Here is a 19,412-nt window from a genome sequence, read left to right on the forward strand (position 1 = left end):
CTTATAAACCAGTAAATTTATGTAAATATTTTTTCAAAAAATTATCTTTTATATCACAAATATTGAATATGTCGCAAAAAAATGCTCCCGAAAAAATTTCCGAGAGCATCGCGTATAGAGAGAATAATGAATGTTTATTTCCAACCGCCACCTAAGCTTTTGTAGATGTTGACAACTGTGCTCAGCTGCCTTTCCTTAGCTTCGATGAGTTCCATTTTGGCGTCCAACGCATCACGCTGATTCATCAGAACTTCCAGATAATCCGCTCTCATATTTCTGAACAATTGATTGGCAATGTCAATTCCTTGGTCAAGAGCCTGAACTTCCTGAGACTTCATTTCATAATATTTATCGAGGTTTTTAATCGCCGACATTTGATTGGTAATATCAAGATAAGCACTCAAAATGGTTTTGTCATATTCGTACAAAGCTTGGATTTGTCTTGCATCAGCTGACTTGAACTGCGCTTGAATCGCGCTTTTGTTAATCAGCGGACCAGCCAATTCTCCAACCAAACTGTAAGCAATCGACTCTGGCATTTTTACCAAATATGAAGGATTAAAAGCTTCCAAACCAAGCGCAGCATTGATTTCCAGACTTGGATAGAATTCTTTTCTCGCCGCTTCTACATCTAGTTTCGCAGATTGTAATTCTAATTCAGCTTGCTTGATGTCAGGACGATTAGCCAATAACTGAGACGGAATTCCCGTATAAACTGTTTGAGGAACAATTGACATAAAACTTTCTTTTGTTCTTACAATCGTCTGCGGATAACGTCCAAGCAAAGCATTGATTTGATTTTCCTTTTCTGTGATTTGCTGTTTTAAATCGTATTCAGTGGCATTGGATTTTGCCAATTCAGCTTCGAATTTTTTCACAGCCAATTCAGTTGCAGCCATTGCCTGCTTTTGAATTTTTGCTACTTCAAGTGCTTTTTTCTGCAAATCCATATATTGATGAATAATATCCAATTGATTATCAAGAGATAGTAATTCATAATAATTATCAGCAACTTCAGCAATCAAACTTGACAGAACGAAATTCTTTCCTTCAACCGTTGACAAATAATGAGCAACAGCAGCTTGTTTTTCAGTTCTCAGTTTATGCCAAATATCAACTTCCCAATTGGCAACCAAACCACCTTCGAAATTCCCTAAATTCTCTGGAACTTCTTTTCCATCGGTTATTTCTGTGGAAGCATCACCGGCTCCGGTACTTGTATAGCGGCCAACTTTTTCAATTCCGGCTCCTAATTTTGCTGCAACAGTCGGACTCAATTTTCCGTTTTTGTACATCACATCGCTTTTCGCGATTTCGATTTGCTGAAGCGTAATCATTAATTCCTGATTATTTTTCAAAGCTTCATCAATCAGATTCACAAGATTCGGGTCTGTGAAAAACTCTTTCCAAGGCGTGATTCCGGAATTGTTTTCCGATGCAGTCTGATTCTCAAAATTCTGAGGAATAGTTTCTTTTACTCTATCCTGAATTTTGGTCGCCATTGGCGCTTTACATCCAATCAATGCTAATGAAATGAATGCCCCAGCTATTATGTTTTTATTTATCTTCAAATTTTCCATCGTGTTGGTAAGGTTCAGTGTTTTCTGTTAAAGGATTTTCTTCTTCATAGTAAGTCAGTTTTGACTTAGCTGCGATGTTGGCGAAAATGTAATACAATCCAGGAATTATCATCAATCCGAAAATAGTTCCGATAAGCATTCCTCCCGCAGCTGCAGTTCCAATGGTTCTGTTACCTACAGCTCCAGGTCCTGTTGCTAATGCTAATGGAATCAATCCCGCGATAAATGCGAATGATGTCATTAAAATCGGACGGAATCTCAAAGATGCTCCTTGTAGCGCAGCTTCTTTTGTAGAAAGTCCTTCCTCTGCTTTTTTCTGAACAGCAAATTCAACAATTAATACGGCGTTCTTTCCGAGTAATCCGATGAGCATTACCATTGCAACTTGTGCATAAATGTTATTCTCTAATCCGAAAAGTGTCAAACATAAAAACGCTCCGAAAATCCCCGTTGGTAATGACAAAATAATTGGCAACGGTAAAATGAAACTTTCGTATTGAGCAGAAAGAATCAGATACACGAATCCAAGACAAACCAAGAAAATGTAAATCGCTTCATTACCTCTGGAAACTTCGTCTTTAGAAATCCCTGCCCAATCGATTCCGAAACCTCTTGGCAACGTTTTATCTGCAACTTCCTGAATCGCTTTGATTGCATCTCCGGAACTATATCCAGGAGCCGGCGTTCCACTCACTTCGGAAGAGTTGTACATATTATGTCTTGTGATTTCCGACAATCCATAAACTTTTTCAAGATGCATAAAATCTGAATAAGGAACCATTTGGTCTTTATCATTTTTGACATATAATTTCAATAAATCACTTGGCAAAGCTCGATACTGTGGACCGGCCTGAACAATTACTTTATAGGGTCTGTCGAATCTGATGAAACTCGTTTCGTAATTGGAACCAATCAATGTTGAAAGATTATCCATCGCTTTTTCTATCGTTACGCCTTTTTGTTCCGCCAAATCATTATCGACTTTCAACATATATTGAGGAAAACTCGCAGAATAGAATGTAAATGCAGAACCCAGTTCCGGACGTTTTTTTAATTCTTTTACAAAGTCATTGCTGACCTGTTCCATTTTGTGATAATCACCGCTTCCTGCTTTATCCAAAAGTCTTAATTCAAAACCTCCTGCAGCTCCATAACCGGGAATTGATGGCGGTTGGAAGAATTCTATATTCGCTCCTGGAATTTCTTTCGCTTTTTGTTCCAGTTGCTCAATGATTTCTGTTGCAGATTCTTTTCTTTCGTCCCAATTTTTAAGGTTAATCAAACAAGTTCCTGAGTTAGAACCTGTTCCTTCGGTCAAAATCTCATAACCTGCTAAAGATGAAACAGATGAAACGCCATCGATATCTTCAGATGCTTTTTGAAGTTGCAAAGCAATCTGATTCGTTCTTTCCAAAGTTGAACCTGGCGGCGTTTGAATAATTGCATAAATCATCCCCTGGTCTTCACTTGGAATGAATCCCGAAGGTAGTTTGTTACTCAAGAAAAAAGTTCCGATACAGAAAAGAACCAATAACGGAAGTGTTACCATTTTTCTTGTAACAACTTTAGTTAATAAGTTGTGGTATTTCCCGGCTCCAATTGTAAACAAGTTATTGAAACCATCCAAAAATCTTGTGATTGGTGTTTTCTTTTTCTCTTTTCCGTGATTGTTTTTTAGAATAATTGCACATAAAGCCGGTGTCAATGTCAAAGCCACAACTCCAGATAAAATGATGGATGAAACCATCGTAATTGAAAACTGACGATAGAAAACCCCAACCGGACCAGACATAAACGCAACCGGAATGAAAACCGAAGCCATTACCAAAGTGATTGCGATAATCGCACCGCTGATTTCGTGCATCGCCTCTTCCGTTGCCTTGAGTGGCGACAGATGCTTCTCTTCCATCTTGGCGTGGACGGCTTCTATCACAACAATCGCATCATCGACGACAATTCCGATGGCCATCACCAAAGCAAAGAGTGAAATCAAGTTTAATGTAATTCCAAAAGCGGACATTATCGCAAATGTTCCTATTAATGAAACCGGAACGGCAATTGTCGGAATCAATGTAGAACGCCAGTCTCCTAAGAATAGGAAAACTACAATTGCTACTAATATGAATGCTTCGAATAAAGTATGAACAACTTTTTCAATAGATGCATCCAGGAATCTTGAAACGTCATAACTGATTTCGTAATGCATTCCTTTTGGGAAGGTTTTCTGCAAATCAGACATTAATATTTTTACATTCTTGATAACATCACTTGCGTTAGAACCATAAGATTGTTTCAAGGTAATTGCGGCTGATGGTTTTCCGTTCAAAGTAGAGTAGATGTCATACATTGAGGAACCAAATTCTATATCCGCAACATCTTTCAGTCTTACAAACTCTCCGTCAGTTTTAGCTTTCAGAATGATATTTCCATAATCTTTTTCATTATTGAAACGACCTGGATATTTCAGAATATATTCAAATGACTGAGAACGTTTACCAGAACTTTCACCTGTTTTTCCTGGTGAAGCTTCCAAACTTTGGGCATTCAAAGATTCCATTACTTCGTCTGCAGAAATACCGTAAGCTGTCATTCTATCAGGTTTCAGCCAAATACGCATTGCATATTCACGAGTTCCCAAGATGTCAGCAAAACCAACTCCGCTAACTCTTCGTAATTCTGACATTACATTAATATCAGCATAATTGAAAAGGAATTTTTGATCTGCTTTCGGGTCATCACTGTAAAGGTTGATATACATTAGCATATTTGGCTCTTCACGAGTAATTTTAACACCTTCACGAACTACCAATGGCGGAAGCTTGTTAACAACAGATGATACACGGTTTTGAACGTTCACAGCTGCAACATTTGGGTCAGTTCCCAAATCAAAAACGATTTGGATGGAACATTCTCCATCGTTTCCGGCGTCGGAAGTCATATATTTCATTCCTGGAACACCGTTTAGTCCACGTTCCAAAGGAATTACAACAGATTTAATCAGCAATTCGTTATTAGCTCCAGGATATTCCGCCGTGATATTTACTTTTGGCGGAGAAATAGAAGGGAATTGCGTTATAGGAAGTTTTACCAAAGACAAGACTCCCATAAATACGATAATCAAAGAGATTACGATAGACAGAACTGGTCTGCGAATGAATTTCTTAAACATAATTGTTCGTTTTTATAAGGAAAAATTAGTTGGCTTGTAATTTTAATGAGCTCAAGACTTTTTTCGGATCCTGGAATTTGGTTTCCACTTTCTGGTCGTCTTTCACCTTTTGAACACCTTCTAGCAATATTTTGTCTCCAACATCAAGACCTTCGGAAACTACATAGATATCAGGTAATTCATAAGCGATTTTGATGTTTTTTGATTTTGCAACGCCATCTTTTCCAATTACGAAAACATATTTCTGATCTTGGATTTCGTAAGTCGCTTTTTGAGGAATAATCAAAGCATTTTTAAGAGGAAGCGTCATTTGGATTTTGCCTGTTTCTCCGTTTCTTAGTAATTGATTTGAATTTGGGAACTTGGCTCGGAAAGCGATATTTCCAGTTTCATTATCGAACTCACCTTCAATGGTTTGGATAATTCCTTTATTTGGGAAAGTTTCTCCATTTGCCATAATCAAAGAAACCTGATTGTTTCCCCGTTCTGCAGAATGCGTCTGATAGTTAAGATATTCTGGTTCGGAAACATTGAAGTAGGCGAAGATTCCACCATTGTCGGAAAGGCTTGTCAATAGGTCGCCTTCATCTACTAAGCTTCCTAATTTAAGAGGAAGACGATCGATAATTCCCGAAAATGGGGCTTTGATAGTAGTGAAAGATAAATGGGTTTGAGCTAAGTTCAATTCAGCTTTTGCAGCATCTAATTTAGCTTTAGCCATTCTTTTTTCATTAATGGAAACCACATTGTTATTAGCTAATGTGCTAGAGTTTTGTAATTCAATTTCAGCCTGTGCAACTTCTGCTTTAGCCTTCAAAACATCGGCCTGATAAAGTTGAGGCATAATTCTGAACAAAACCTGTCCTGCTTGTACGTGTTGACCTTCATCAACATATATTTTTTCTAAGAATCCTTTTTCCTGTGCTCTGATCTCGATATTTCTCTCGGATCTGATCTGGGAAACAAATTCTTTGTTAATCACGGTGTCCATTTTTAAAGGAGACGTTGTTGGGTAAACGACAGATTCTTCTTTTTCTTCTTTCTTGTCGTTGCAGCTTAAAATCATCAATAATGTGCTGAAAATAAGAGTAAGTGTGACTCTCTTCATTTTAAATAAATTTTATTTTTTTTGATTGAATATTGAAAGAATGATAACAAGGATTAGATTTTGGACATCAGATTTTAGAATTAAAATAAATGTTAAAATCATTGCTAATGATCATTCAAGGTTGAATAGGGGAATTTTTCAAAAACAACAAAGAATGTTACCACTTTGGAATAAGGGTAATTTTGTTTTTGAAAAGTTGAAGTTTAAATACGGATCGTACGCAGCAGAATAAATCTTTTTACCGAAGAAAGAATAAGTTCTGGCTCGTGAAAAGTTTGCGTTCTGCGTCTGAAATATAAATGTAAAAGATAACCAAAGCCGAATGTTGCTGCAATTGCAACTACATTAAGAGCATCGGAAAAGTTCAGATTAATCTCTTCAGGAGAATCCAAAGAATCATTGATCTGCTGTAGAGCAGTTTTCTCCAAAGTATGATTCAAATGATGTTTTTTTGCAAAAGAAAGAAGGTGCAATGATACATTCTGAGTTCCAAAATCTTGCTGGAAATCAAGCGTCTGCTTGTTCTCTGCTGTGAAGAGCAGAAAAATAAACATTAGAATATATACGATTGCGTTTTTCATTTTGATATTGCAAATTTACATCGGATAATTGTTAAAATAATCTTAAAGTCTCATTTTTAAGGCATTTTTAAGTTCTGAGAATCAGGATTGTCATTTTTGAAGTCGTCTTTTTTTATTAATTTTAGCCATTCTAAAAAGTAATTGATGCCGCTTTACAAAGATCTCTCCGATGATATTGCTCAAATTCTGATTTGGGAATTTGATGAAAATGAAGAATTGGATTCTGATCTTTTGCTGGAGCCAGAAAATCAGGATAAAATTCTAGGCTATCATCCGAACAAAATCTCGGAGTTTTTGATGGTAAGGAAAATGCTGAAAGTATTGCTTCCCAATCACAAAATTCTTTACAGAGAAAATGGCGAACCTTATTTGTTTCCGCAGGATTTCCATATTTCAATCAGTCATTCTTATCCGTTGGCGGCTTTGGCCATTTCTAAAAAGAAATTGGGAATAGATCTTGAAAAACGTAAAGAAAAAATCAAGAACATTCGACACAAATTTATTCTTCACGAAGAGGTTTATATTGATAATTCTGAGGAAGTTGATTTTTTAACGGCAATCTGGTGTGTGAAAGAAGCGCTTTACAAAATTCATCATAGTAAACATTGGTCATTGAAAAAGCATTACGATGTTTTATCTTTTGAATTGCAGGAAGAATTCACTGTGAAAAGTAGAGTTTATGATTTGGAGAATGAAGATTTTTACAAAGCCAAAATTTCTTTCTTCGATAACTATTGTTTTGCCGTTGTAGATTGATTATGAATCAGAGTTTTAGATTGTGAAAATTATTGCGGTAATTGGTGTGTTTTATGTTCTAATTATATTAATGAGAATGATAGTTCCGAGAAAGAGCCTGCTTATATTATTTTTTTTGTTTCCATTTTTTTTCGTTGCTCAAAAGAATATTTCCAAATTATTAGATAGTTTGGTTTTGAGCAAAAGTAAACAACAAACTGTTGATTTGAGTTTGAAAATAGCTTCGAAAATAAAGTTCGAAGATGTGGAACAGATGAATTATTATATTAAGGAAATATCAATACTAAGTTTGACCGGATAAACTTATTAAGCTCGATTCACCCAAAAAATCATCGGCTGGATGTATCATCACTGGTGTCAGGAATCTATTTGGTCAATGTAAAATTAGAGAATGGAATTTTACACACTTCAAGATGATAAAAAAATAAAAGTATCTTAACTAATATCACAAAGCAACTTGAAATGACAAGTTGCTTTTTTTTAAGCATTTGCTTTGGATTGATGAATCAAATATTCCTCTATAATTTTCCGCTGGTCTTTTGCAACATCATTGATTAATTCCAGTAATTCTTTGATGTTTTTGATTTCTGTCAAATGACTTACCGTAAAGGTTTTCCTCTCATCGGAAAAAACTTGATTTTCCAATTCTGCTTTTCTTTTTTCTAATAAATCAAAAACCTGATCTTCCGGTTTTATGCGGCTTTCGGAACGTATTTGTTCATCCAAATCTTGTTGATAGAGCAGGGACGATGTGCGCAGTAATTCTGCAGAGATTTTGATTTTCCAATTCTGAAAATCGATTTCCGGAAACTCGTGACCAGATTTGGCGTATTGTGATAAAGAAGCTGTATAAGCTGTAATCAAATGCGTTGTTGTCACGAATTGATGAACTGCTTCCAGTTTTCTTTGTTGATTTTTTGGGTCAGAAATCATTCTTTGGAAGTTATCGGAAAGATTCGCTAAATCGATGATGGCATTTTTTCTTTTCAGTCTGAAATCCTGATCCTCCGGTTCGTTTTTCAAAAAATGATCCATTACCAATCGGAAATAATCCAGATTACTTTTTGAAGATTTTTTCATCAAAGCGAGATTCTGAGTGTGTTCCCAAACTGGCAAAATAAAGTATGCGACTAAGAAAGTTACAATTCCTCCAATCGCTGTATCCAATAATCTGTCCTTGAAGATGAGATTGATATTTCCAGGTCTTAAAAAGTTGAAAGACAAGAAAATATAAATCGTCATAAACAAAACTGCCCAGAAATAATTGGACTTCAACAAACTGAAACAGATAATCATACTCACAAGAAGTATAATTAACAATGTTGTAGGTTCATCAACAAAATGTAAAGTGATATACGCAATGATTGCACCTGCCAAAGTTCCGAAGAAACGCAAAAGATTTCTGTGTTTTGTAGTTGCATAAGCAGGTTTCAGAATGGCAATAATGGTAATGAGGATCCAATAAGAATGTCCAATGCCGAGAATCTCAAACCTGGAAACAATATAACCTATCAGCAATGCAATTGTTACTCTTACAGCGTGACGAAAATGTCCCGAATTAAGAGAAAAATTGGAGAATAAAACTTTGAGGTTTAGTTTTTCTTCTTGTGGTAAAAACTGAGAATAATCTAATCCTGATGATAAACTTTTTGCTAATTTTTTATCCTGAGAATTGACTTTTAAAATAGTTGTGACTTCATCCGTAATCTCAGTAATTCTCATCAAAACCTGACGCATCATCATAAAATCTTCCATTGTTTCGGAAGAAAATTTCTTGGCGCGGTGATCGAAAAATTCATCGTAAATTTTCTTCAGTTCATTATCGAAATTGGTGATTTCTTTATAAGGCAAACCGCTTTGGAGAGAAATGCCCAGATTGGTAATCTCATCTGCCATTACCAAAAGATAATCGTGGATATTTTGAAGAAGTTTTGTTTCTCCAAAAACCTGATTCATTCTTTTATAGTCGTTTTCAGAAGTTAGAAGCTTATCATAAAGATCAATGGAATTGAGGAACATTAACATTAGAATTCTACTTTGTGTAGTAGACTCGTTGACTATTTGTCTGGTTTTGAAAACAATTTCTCTGGTATCTTCCTGATGATTTTTGATTTTGACTTGTTGGGTAATCAATTGATTCAGTAACGAATCGAAATCTGGATTTTTGGTGTAATGTCCGGCTTTGATTCTGAGATAATCTGCCAATTCCAAATAATTCTCACCAACAACCTGACTGGCTAATTTGTAGGGCTGTAACTTTGAAACAATCAAAAAAATAATAAAAAACCATAAACAGCCCAAGAAAAATATGAATGTGCTTTTGAAAATATCATCTCCTGTAAGATGCCCGTCAATAAAGATACTAAGGACTACAAGTGCGATAGATCCAAAGGTTGCTAATCTCATCCCATAAACACCAATCATCGAAAAGAAAAATCCGAAAACAATGATTTGTAAATAAACTGCAATGGGAAATCCTTTGAGTAAACTTGCTAAAAGTGCAATCAAAAAGAAGGAAAAAATAGATAATATTAAAGTGTTTCTTCTTCTTATAAAAGGACCTTGTTGATCTGTCAATCCTACGAAACTCGTTCCTAATGGAAACAGAAAATATTCTTTAAGCAAACCAAACTGTGCCAAGATGATACTTGGAATCACTATTGCTAAAGCGATTCTTGCTCCGGAATAGATGTATTGGCTGGTTAAGAATTTTTTGAGTTCGGAACTGTAGTTCATTTTGCAAATTTAGAGAAAGTAATGGTTTAATGGGATATTCAGGATGAGATTAAACGTAAAGTTAATTTTAAATTTAATCAAAAAAAAATGCCAAAGCGGAAAGCCTTGGCAAAATTTTATAATTAATTATTAATTCGGAAAATTAATAATCTTGAGCGTTGTAAGTTTCACTACCAATGTTCCAAGTCAATCCAAATCTTAAAGTATTATCCAAAGCTGAATTGATTTTAGACGTATTGATCAAATAAGAAAGATCTAATCCGAAAGAAGCATATTTGAAACCAACACCCACAGTTGCATATTGTCTAGCTCCTTGCTCCGGTGCTTCTGTAAAATAACCAGCTCTCAATGCGAAAGTCTCGTCATAAGAATATTCTGCGGCTCCACTGAACATAATACTTTTCTTGTTGCTGAAAGATTTTCCAATTCCTTCCATTACTCCAACGTTTGGAACGTTACCTGTGTCATCCGGACCAGGAACCAAGATTTTGGAAGCTTCACCACTTAAACTGAAACGGTTTTGATCATCAATTAATAAATCATAACCTAAACCTAATCTTGCCATTGTAGGAAGGTAAGATCTGGATTCTTCATCTCCTGTATAATCTAATCTAGGACCAAGATTCTGAACTGCCCAACCTGCTTTTACACGACCTTCATATCCACTGATACTTTCATGTTTCGGAGACATATAGTAACCGGAAACGTCTACTGCAAAAGTATTAGCTGGTTTCAAAGTACTGTTGGAGTTGAAACCTCCGCCGATATCAGATCTGATGAATCTACCAGTAACCGCCATTGAGTAGTTATCACTCAATTTTAAACCGTAAGCTACGTCGATTGAGAATTCATTTGGTTTTGCTGTTCCTCCTTGAATCACCTCATTACCTACGAAATCTGTTAAATCTACATCACCCATATTGAAGTAATAGATACTCGCACTCAAAGTAGAACGCTCATCATCACCTAAAAATGTATAATAAGAACCATAAAGCAAGAATACATCACTTGTCAGCTTACTCATATATGGTGTATAGTTAACTCCAAATCCGGAAGAAACTTTTGCAAAAGGATATTTTGCAGCATTCCAAAACTGCGAAAAAACATCTGTAGATGTCACAACCCCCTGATCTCCCATACCACCAGCTCTTGCATCTGGAGATATTCTCAAGAAAGGAGCACCCGTCAATACTGGCTGAACATTGCTTTGGGAAAAGGCAAAGGCACTAACGCCAATTCCTAATCCTAAAAATAATCTTTTTGTTAAATTCATTTTTTTTCTTTTAAGGTAAAAGTTTTACCGATATATTAATTTTTTATTTTAATAGAACCATTTTTTCTACAGCTGTTGCGCTTCCTGAACATTTCTCCTGATTCTGGCTGCGTGCAAATATCTTAAAAATATATGTACCTTTTGCAACCGTATCACCAAAATCATCTTTTCCGTCCCATTCTATGGCTTGTCTTGGTGTTCTGAAGCCCTGCAGGAATGGTTCTGCAGATATACTGGTTGATAATGTTCTAACTATTTTACCTGTTATTGTATAGATCTGAACATTCACGTCCAAGATGTCATCACAATTATGTTCAAACTGAACATAGGTTTTATTAGTAAATGGATTTGGCCAATTAAGAAGTCTGTTAACAGTGAGTTTCTTTTCAGACTCATCTTTTACTACAAAGTTTAACGTAGAAGAAGTAGAATTATTATTGATATCCCAAACTTTAAAAACTAATTGGTGTTCACCAGGAGTTAAACTCTTGAAAGGAAATGTAACAGAACCTTTTTGATAATCCTTAAGATCCCCAAAACTACATCCGTTGCCATCGCCGGGAGAAAAATAATCGTTTACCGAAGTTGTATTAATGATATCGCCATCCAAAACAAATGTAATATCATGCCCAATCCCTGCACCAGTAGAATTGATACCCATATTATCTTTTACACAAGCTAAAAGCATCGGATTTTGATCTGTAATACCACCATTAGCAAAATTGGTGTTGTTCATATAAAGATTGATTGCCGGGGGTTCTGAGTCATTTATCCCGTCAGGATTAATGTCTCCAACTACTTGCGGTTGATTATTAAAAACATCAAAGGCAACAGTTCCATTTCTTTTTGCATCTTCAAAATTTTCTGCGTAAGCTAGTATTCTGCCTTTTACGGTTTCTCCATTTACGACAGGAATTTCATAATTAATATCTTTTGGAACATAAAATTCTACTTTAAACTCGCCTTTATCAACTTTTCCAGAAGCTTTTACAATGGCGCTTGGCTCCTCAGTATATTCCATAGCGGGAAGCATTTGGCTGGAATTATCATTGTTGAGTGTTTTTTTATTCATTTTTTTATCAAAAACATTGATGATCGCGCGGCCATTGAAAGTTTCATCTTTAGTTACTCCATCTGGCTTCATAACTTGTCCTGTGATTTTTACAAAATCCAAGGCTCTAATTTTATTGGGAATTGGTGTGTCAATGTTAGTGATCTTTAGAAGACGTTTAGGTCTACTCATTTTCATTGCTGGATCGCCTAAAAAATTGACCCTTAATGGGTCGGATGAAGCACCATAACCTGGGTCAGAGTAAGTATAATATTCTTGTCGAGCTTTAAGATGAGCATTTCCTATAGTATTAAAATCATCAGAGTTTAAGGTAAACATATTTTTAGTGAAAATTGGAGTGAATTTTCTTCCATAATCTACTGTAATCGCTCGACTCGAAGTAATCATTGTTGCCGCACCTCCTGTTGTATGTTTTATAACTTGCTCACCAACAGAATTGGTATTAGGCTCATCCCATAATGTAAATTCACAGGTGATAGTAGATACAAATGGAAATCTGCTGTATACGGATGTAAAATTATTGAATCCTTGTACTTCTGTTGATGTCAAAACTCTTTCCTGTGCCCACCCGTTGATTCCTCCGTGTCCAAAATAAAATAAATAAAGCGTATTACCCATATCGTTGGTAATTGCTTGGTTGATTTGCGGATATCTTTGTCCTCCTGCACTGGTAACTGCAGGGAATGCATCTAAATAAAGTTTGCGAATATTATACTCTGATCGATTAGTCTCAGAAAAATTTTGATTTATTGCATAATCTACTAAATAATGAAATGGGGGTTTTACATAAGTACCATCGGATTGTTTTGGTCCGCTACCGTCGTGATCGTCATCTGCCACAAAATCTAATTTCATCCTCCATTCTCCAAAAGGGTTAGATTGGTTTGGTAGTTCATTGTCATAAGCCAATATTTTGTCAATCATTGATTTTGCTTCTTGTGGACTGTCGGCTGGAAGTCTTCCAATAGGAATATCTGGAACTTGACTTAGATCAGTCACAGTTTGAGGAGCAGTCATTACAAAATAATCATCTGTAACATAAGAAGCTTTTACATCTGCACTGTTCTCACTTTGATAGCTAGGGATAACATCTGTATTATTGGGAGTCCGATTTTTAAAATCATAAGAAGTATCACCAATTAATAAGACATATTTAAGTTTACCATTAGTAGTATTCAACCTTGTTATGAAATCTCTGATAGCTGTAATATCTTTACTGCCACTACTAAATTCATTGTAAATTTTGTTGACATCTACAACTTCGACAGCCCATTTATTTTTTGATTTATGAAAATCTCTTAATCTTTGTGCCTGACTTATAAAAGCAGGCTGAGTTATAATCAAATAGTCTAAATTTTTAAGAGAAGAATAATCTTGATTCTCAATTCTTCCTACAAAACCAGGCTCGTAAGCTGCTGAATTTTTAAATGCTGTAAACTCATTATTGAAAAACTCACTATTAGCTAAGTAACCAAAATTAAATGTGGAAGGCTGAGAATTTTTGTTCGTAATTTTTTTTGCGTTGGTGATATCGGACACATCCCAAATTTGGTCTAAATCAGATGTGTTTTTTACAGAAAATCCATACAATTGACCTGATCCTGTTACAATATCATAATCTCGGAAATTCATTTGAGAATTATTGAAATTTAAATCTTCCTTATATTGAACTTCAACAAAATCAAAATAAAAACTGGCATTAGGATTTGCACTTACATTGGTTGTGTAGGTTATTTTTACACTATTCCCTGTTTGATTATATAATGCTCCTTCATGAGTTATTGGTACAAAGCTTTGATCTGTAGGGCTTAATGTTAGATCTCGTTTTGATCCATTGATATCGATTTTAATATTTCCAGACTGAGCATTAAAACCAATCACCTGTGTCTTGAATCTTATAACATCATCAGGCTGCATTGGAGATTTTGTTGTGAAAGTAATATCTCTGTTTCCCTGTATGGCATCGCCAGTCCAGGTTCTTCCTAATTTGACAAGGTTGAATTTTTCTTCATTAATGTATTGATAATCATCATAACGGGTTATCAAGTCTTGTGGTAAACTGTTATCGACTGACTGAACTCTTTTTCCAGCACCAATGTCAAAATTTATAAAATAATAAGAATAATCTTCATATATGTTAACAAAATTGTTTGGCGCAATTTGTCTTCTGAATTCTCTTCTTTTTACTCCGGCACCATTTGTTTTATCATAAAGATTATAGCCATTTGGTCCTTGGGCATAAAATAATGCATAATCATTATCATTCCAAACACCATCCTCTTCTCCCACGACTTGTATAGCATTTTCTTGTAAAGCATCATACCGTTTATCTTGATTGTGCTCAGGTAGCATTATTCCACCATTACCATATATTCTGAAGTTTTTAGGATTAATGCTTGATACATTAATTCCATTTTGCTGTAAAAACTGTTTGGTAATTTTAAAAATTCCAGACTTGTCAACTTTTATTTTATAGAAAGTTCCAGATTTCAAAGGGTTTTCAGAAGTTCCGTATTTGTTATTTCCTTTATATAAAGCAGTAATTTTTTCATTGTTTTGGTCGATATTAAAAGATATGAGCCTATAGATCTTATTGTTCTCCACTTTTATAGCTTCGACCTTTACTTTAGCATTATTAGCATTTTCAGTATCATTAAAAAAATAATTGATACTTGTAGAAGGGTTCGAAGTTATAGAGTTTATTTTAAGATCGTGAATATCCTTGCTCGATAATTCCTGCCATTGAAACTGATCTATTTTTAGCTGATTGTCCGTTTTTATGTTTACGTTAACAAAAATAGAGTTGCCATCTGCATGATAACTCTGATTCGTAAAAAAAGGGTAGGTTATTTTCTCGGTACCATAGTCCATTACTTTTGTACCTTCCCAATTCAGATTAATTTTTTGAGCAAGTCCAAGAACAGATATAAAAAAGAAAACGAATGTATAAAATTTGAATTTCATCAATGTTATTTATTAAGATTACAAAATAAACGATTTTTTTAAAAAAATGGTATATAATAAAATTAATTTAATTGCGTTCTATCAAAAAAAGGGAAACAATATTTGATTAATTAAAGAATTTCCTTTTTCTTTGTACTTTGAAAATTTCTATAGCAGATTATGAAAAAAATAAGGTTGTTTTCGATCATTACTTTAAGTTCAACGCTACTTTTAGTAAGTTGTGGAGGCGGAGGGAACTCGAAGAAAGGTGGTGGTACTAAAGGTTTTGTCAGCAAAACCGGATGGAAGCCCAACGAAAAAGACGGGTGGTTCTTCTCGGGTAAACAGCAAAAGCCTAAAGCTTGGCCAGGAATGGTTTATGTAGAGGGTGGAACTTTTACGATGGGGCTTGTGGAAGACAATGTAATGCATGATTGGAATAATACACCAAGAAGAATGCAGGTAAGTTCTTTCTTCATTGGAGATACAGAAATTACCAATTCAGAATATAGAGAATACACCACTTGGCTTAAGTTTGTTTTTCCTTCTTCTGATCCTAGCTTCAAACATATATATACAGGGGCTTTGCCAGATACTTTAGTTTGGAATAACAAGTTATCTCGTAATGATTACGCAGAGACTTATTTCAGATCTCCAGAATATGATTATTATCCGGTTGTAGGTGTTTCTTGGTTACAGGCAACAAAATATTGTGACTGGTTGACTGATAGAGCGAATGAAAAAGCGTTGATGAGACAGGGTGTAATATCGAAAGATGTTTATACTGCTGACAAAGCTGCAACTGCTGGTGCGACTTTCAATATGGACAAATTCAAATCCAATGATGCGGAAATGGATGCTTATATTGATAAGAAAAAACTACAGCAAAGAAGCGGAATCAAAACGACTAACGAAAAAATTGCTGCTGCTAACAGAAATGCTGCATCAGGCGTGGTTGAAAAATTCAGACTTCCTACAGAGGTTGAATGGGAATTTGCCGCTTTGGGACTTCAGAAAGAAAGAGAGTATAACAATTACTTAGGTAAGAATACTCAAATGGATAAAATTAAAGGTAAAAAAGGTAAAAACCGCGGGATGTACCTGGAAAACTTTAAACAAGGTAGAGGTGATTACTCTGGTGTTGCTGGTTGGAAAAACGATGGATCTCCTACCACTGCAGACGTGAAACAATATCCTTCTAATGATCTTGGAATCTACGGAATGTATGGTAACGTTGCAGAATGGGTTGCTGATATCTACAGACCAATGATTGATGAGGAATTTAGTGACTTCAACTATTTCAGAGGAAACGTAGTGGTTCAAGCTGTTAAAAATGAGGATGGATCTTACAAAAAAGTGGGTAATATGGAAATCAAGTATGATACATTAGCAGATGGTCGTTTGGTTTACAAAGGATTACCTGGAGAATTTGAAAGAAAAGTGGTTGAGGATAATAGAAACTACAGAGATGGTGATTATCAATCTTCATTAGATGCTGGTGGCACGCCTCCAAGTGATAGTTCAGAGTATAACATGTACAACTCTGTTAAACCAACTTTCATTGTTAACAAAAATGGAAGTGTAGTTCTACAAAAAGATAAAAACAAAGCAACTTCTCAAATCAATGACTACAGTAGGGTTGTAAAAGGAGGTTCTTGGTTAGATTCTGCATACTGGTTGGATCCGGGACAAAGAAGATTTAAAAATCAAATGAAAGGATATGGCTGGGTTGGTTTCCGTGTAGCACAAGATGCTAAAAACTCCAAAACTGGACGTACAAAAAGATAATATCAAAATATAGATATGTAAAAAACAGCAGAATTTTCTGCTGTTTTTTGTTTTTATATAGAAGCATTTTAATATTTTTGAGCTATGAATATCAGCGAGTTTTACCCTATTTTCTTGCAAAGCAAGAATGTTGTCATAGATAGTAGAAAGATAGAGAATGAGAGCATTTTCTTTGCCTTTTCTGGAGAAAGTTATAATGCGGCGGAGAAATCCACAGAAGCAATTGAAAAAGGAGCTTTGGCCGTTATTGTAGAAGATGAGAAGTATTATGATGCCAAAAATAATATCTTTTACGTTTCTTCTACTTTAGAATTTTTACAGAATTTAGCTATTTATCATAGAGAGCAATTAGATATTCCTTTCATTGGATTAACGGGAAGTAATGGTAAAACTACAACCAAAGAATTAATCAGTAATGTTTTAGCTGAGAAATTTAAAGTTCAGTACACTTTCGGTAATCTTAATAATCATATTGGAGTTCCTTTGACGATTCTTTCAATCAGACAAAAACACGAGATTGCTGTCATAGAAATGGGAGCCAATCATCAGAAAGAAATTGAATTCCTTTGTAAAATTGCTAAACCAAATATCGGTTATATCACCAATTTTGGAAAAGCTCATCTTGAAGGTTTTGGTGGCTACGAAGGCGTAATCAAGGGAAAATCGGAACTTTACGATTATCTGAAAAATCATCATCAAAATATTCTGGTTAATCAGAATGATGTGATTCAGGAAGAGAAGACGGTTGATTATTCATCGAAAATTACTTTTGGAAAGTCAGACTCAGATTATTACTTTTTGCCGGTTTATAAAGACCATTTTGTAGGATTAGATTATCAGGGAACTGAGATTTTTTCTAATCTTACAGGCAAATATAATTATGATAATATCTCTGCGGCTGTTGCTTTAGGGTTACATTTTGGACTCAATATTTCTGAAATTAAGAAAGCGATAGAAAATTATGTTCCTTCCAATATGCGTTCGCAAATCCAAAAAAAAGGTAATAAAACCTTAGTTTTGGATACCTATAATGCCAATCCGAGCAGTATGCAGGTTTCTTTAGAAAATTTCAAAACTTTCGAAGGAACTAAGACGATTATCATTGGCGATATGTTGGAACTTGGAGAAGAAAGTTTGAAGGAACATCAGGCCATTTTAGATTTTGCACAATCTTGTAGATTTGATGAAATAATTACTGTTGGCCCGAATTTCAAATTGGTTAATCATTCAGATAATGCTTTTGAGAATACTTCAGAACTGATTGAAAAATTAAAAGCTGATCCAATCAAGAATGAAAATGTTTTATTAAAAGCCTCGCGAGGAATTGCACTCGAAAAAATAATCGATTATATATAAAAGAAAAACCTCAGATTATTGAGGTTTTTTATTTTTGAAATCATTCAGAATCAATTTAATATTTTGAAATGTTGAAGGTAGAATTTGCGATTCGATTTCTTCTTCATTTTTCCAGCCAACTTCATTAATGCCTTCTTCTATTTGTGGCTTCGGCGTTTCATTTCCGGAGTAAAACATCTCAAACCAATAAGTGGTTTTAAGGATTTTCTTGCCGTCTCTTTCCGTATAAATGTGATAAGTAGAATTAATAAAATCCTTCAGTTCAAGATTGAAAATGCCGCATTCTTCTTCTACTTCACGGACGGCAGCTACTTCTCTGGATTCGCCTTTTTCGATTTTACCTTTGGGCAAATCCCATTTTCCTAATCTGTGGATAAAAAGGATTTTATCTTCCGGATTGATGACAACGCCACCGGCAGCTTCTATATTTTTGAAATAATTTCTGAAATCAGTCCATAGTTCCTCTACATCTTTATGATAAATATTAAGACCTTGCGAAGCTGTATTTTCTAACAAATCAATAGCAAAGTCGAAACTATGCGACCCATCGTAATTCAGTATTTTAGGACTATTTTGAGGTTCAGAACTCAAAATTAATCTTTTCTCATTGATAAAAACTTTATACATTTGTAAGGCTATTAATATTAATACAAAAATATAAAAATGAATTTAGAAGGACGAAAAATTATTGTAAATAAATCTTCATCAGAATTGGCAGGAATGCTTAAAAATCCTGAGGATTACAAAGATTTGATGCCAGAAGGTCTGCAAAGTTTCGAAGCTAGAGAAGATGGTTTCAAATTTGGGTTGAAGGGAATGCCGGAAATTGCTTTGAAAATTGATAATGTTTCTGATAAAGAAGTAGTTCTGAAATCTGCAAGCTCTAGTCTAGATTTTGCATTGACAGGCGCAATGAATCCTCTTAATGAAAATCAAACAGAAGTACAGCTGTTATTCGAAGGAAAATTCAATCCGTTTATCAAAATGATGGTAGAAAAACCACTTCAGAATTTCATCAATTCTTTGACAGATAAAATCGAGCAACTTTAA

Annotated in this window: 12 protein-coding genes; 4 read left to right on the forward strand and 8 right to left on the reverse strand. The window is 34.9% G+C overall.

Annotated features, from left to right (window positions below):
* Window positions 1-134: 134 nt before the first annotated feature.
* From BUR19_RS01205 to BUR19_RS01225, 4 genes are all read right to left on the reverse strand, one after another.
* Complete coding sequence (locus BUR19_RS01205) at window positions 135-1,580, reverse strand: TolC family protein (RefSeq protein WP_074233111.1); 1,446 nt, start codon at window positions 1,578-1,580, stop codon at window positions 135-137.
* The gene (locus BUR19_RS01210) at window positions 1,558-4,749 is read right to left on the reverse strand and encodes an efflux RND transporter permease subunit (protein WP_074233112.1); all 3,192 of its coding nucleotides are present in this window, start codon (window positions 4,747-4,749) and stop codon (window positions 1,558-1,560) included. Before BUR19_RS01210 ends, BUR19_RS01205 begins: the two co-directional genes overlap by 23 nt.
* Window positions 4,750-4,774: 25 nt before the next feature.
* Window positions 4,775-5,857 (reverse strand): efflux RND transporter periplasmic adaptor subunit, encoded by a 1,083-nt coding sequence (locus BUR19_RS01215; protein WP_074233113.1) that lies wholly within the window; start codon window positions 5,855-5,857, stop codon window positions 4,775-4,777.
* Window positions 5,858-6,060: 203 nt separating this feature from the next.
* Window positions 6,061-6,438 (reverse strand): hypothetical protein, encoded by a 378-nt coding sequence (locus tag BUR19_RS01225; RefSeq protein ID WP_074233115.1) that lies wholly within the window; start codon window positions 6,436-6,438, stop codon window positions 6,061-6,063.
* 144 nt (window positions 6,439-6,582) lie between these two features.
* Here BUR19_RS01225 and BUR19_RS01230 point away from each other — a divergent pair, with 144 nt between their 5' ends.
* Window positions 6,583-7,194 carry a 4'-phosphopantetheinyl transferase family protein gene (locus tag BUR19_RS01230; protein ID WP_074233116.1) on the forward strand — a complete coding sequence of 204 codons (612 nt, stop codon included), beginning with the start codon at window positions 6,583-6,585 and terminating at the stop codon, window positions 7,192-7,194.
* Between the two features lie 480 nt (window positions 7,195-7,674).
* On the opposite strand, the gene BUR19_RS01240 is transcribed toward BUR19_RS01230, so the two are convergent.
* The 3 genes from BUR19_RS01240 to porU all read right to left on the reverse strand — a co-directional run bounded on the left by BUR19_RS01240 (window position 7,675) and on the right by porU (window position 15,239).
* Entirely contained in the window at window positions 7,675-9,930 is a 2,256-nt protein-coding gene (locus BUR19_RS01240) for an FUSC family protein (protein WP_074233118.1), read from the reverse strand.
* A gap of 142 nt (window positions 9,931-10,072) precedes the next feature.
* Window positions 10,073-11,203, reverse strand: coding sequence for a type IX secretion system outer membrane channel protein PorV (porV, locus tag BUR19_RS01245; protein ID WP_074233119.1), 1,131 nt, complete (start codon window positions 11,201-11,203; stop codon window positions 10,073-10,075).
* 43 nt (window positions 11,204-11,246) lie between these two features.
* Window positions 11,247-15,239, reverse strand: a complete 3,993-nt coding sequence (gene porU / locus BUR19_RS01250; protein WP_074233120.1) for a type IX secretion system sortase PorU — start codon at window positions 15,237-15,239, stop codon at window positions 11,247-11,249.
* 159 nt (window positions 15,240-15,398) lie between these two features.
* Here porU and gldJ point away from each other — a divergent pair, with 159 nt between their 5' ends.
* The gene (gene gldJ / locus BUR19_RS01255) at window positions 15,399-17,006 is read left to right on the forward strand and encodes a gliding motility lipoprotein GldJ (RefSeq protein ID WP_074233121.1); all 1,608 of its coding nucleotides are present in this window, start codon (window positions 15,399-15,401) and stop codon (window positions 17,004-17,006) included.
* An 84-nt stretch (window positions 17,007-17,090) separates the two neighbouring features.
* Complete coding sequence (locus BUR19_RS01260) at window positions 17,091-18,362, forward strand: UDP-N-acetylmuramoyl-tripeptide--D-alanyl-D-alanine ligase (protein ID WP_074233122.1); 1,272 nt, start codon at window positions 17,091-17,093, stop codon at window positions 18,360-18,362.
* A 15-nt stretch (window positions 18,363-18,377) separates the two neighbouring features.
* Here the strand turns inward: BUR19_RS01260 and BUR19_RS01265 are convergent, their stop codons facing one another.
* Entirely contained in the window at window positions 18,378-18,989 is a 612-nt protein-coding gene (locus BUR19_RS01265) for an NUDIX hydrolase (protein WP_074233123.1), read from the reverse strand.
* 36 nt (window positions 18,990-19,025) lie between these two features.
* On the opposite strand from BUR19_RS01265, the gene BUR19_RS01270 reads away from it, so the two are divergent.
* Window positions 19,026-19,412 carry an orotate phosphoribosyltransferase gene (locus tag BUR19_RS01270; RefSeq protein WP_074233124.1) on the forward strand — a complete coding sequence of 129 codons (387 nt, stop codon included), beginning with the start codon at window positions 19,026-19,028 and terminating at the stop codon, window positions 19,410-19,412.

The sequence above is a fragment of the Epilithonimonas zeae genome (assembly GCF_900141765.1).
GTDB classification, from domain to species: Bacteria; Bacteroidota; Bacteroidia; order Flavobacteriales; family Weeksellaceae; genus Epilithonimonas; species Epilithonimonas zeae.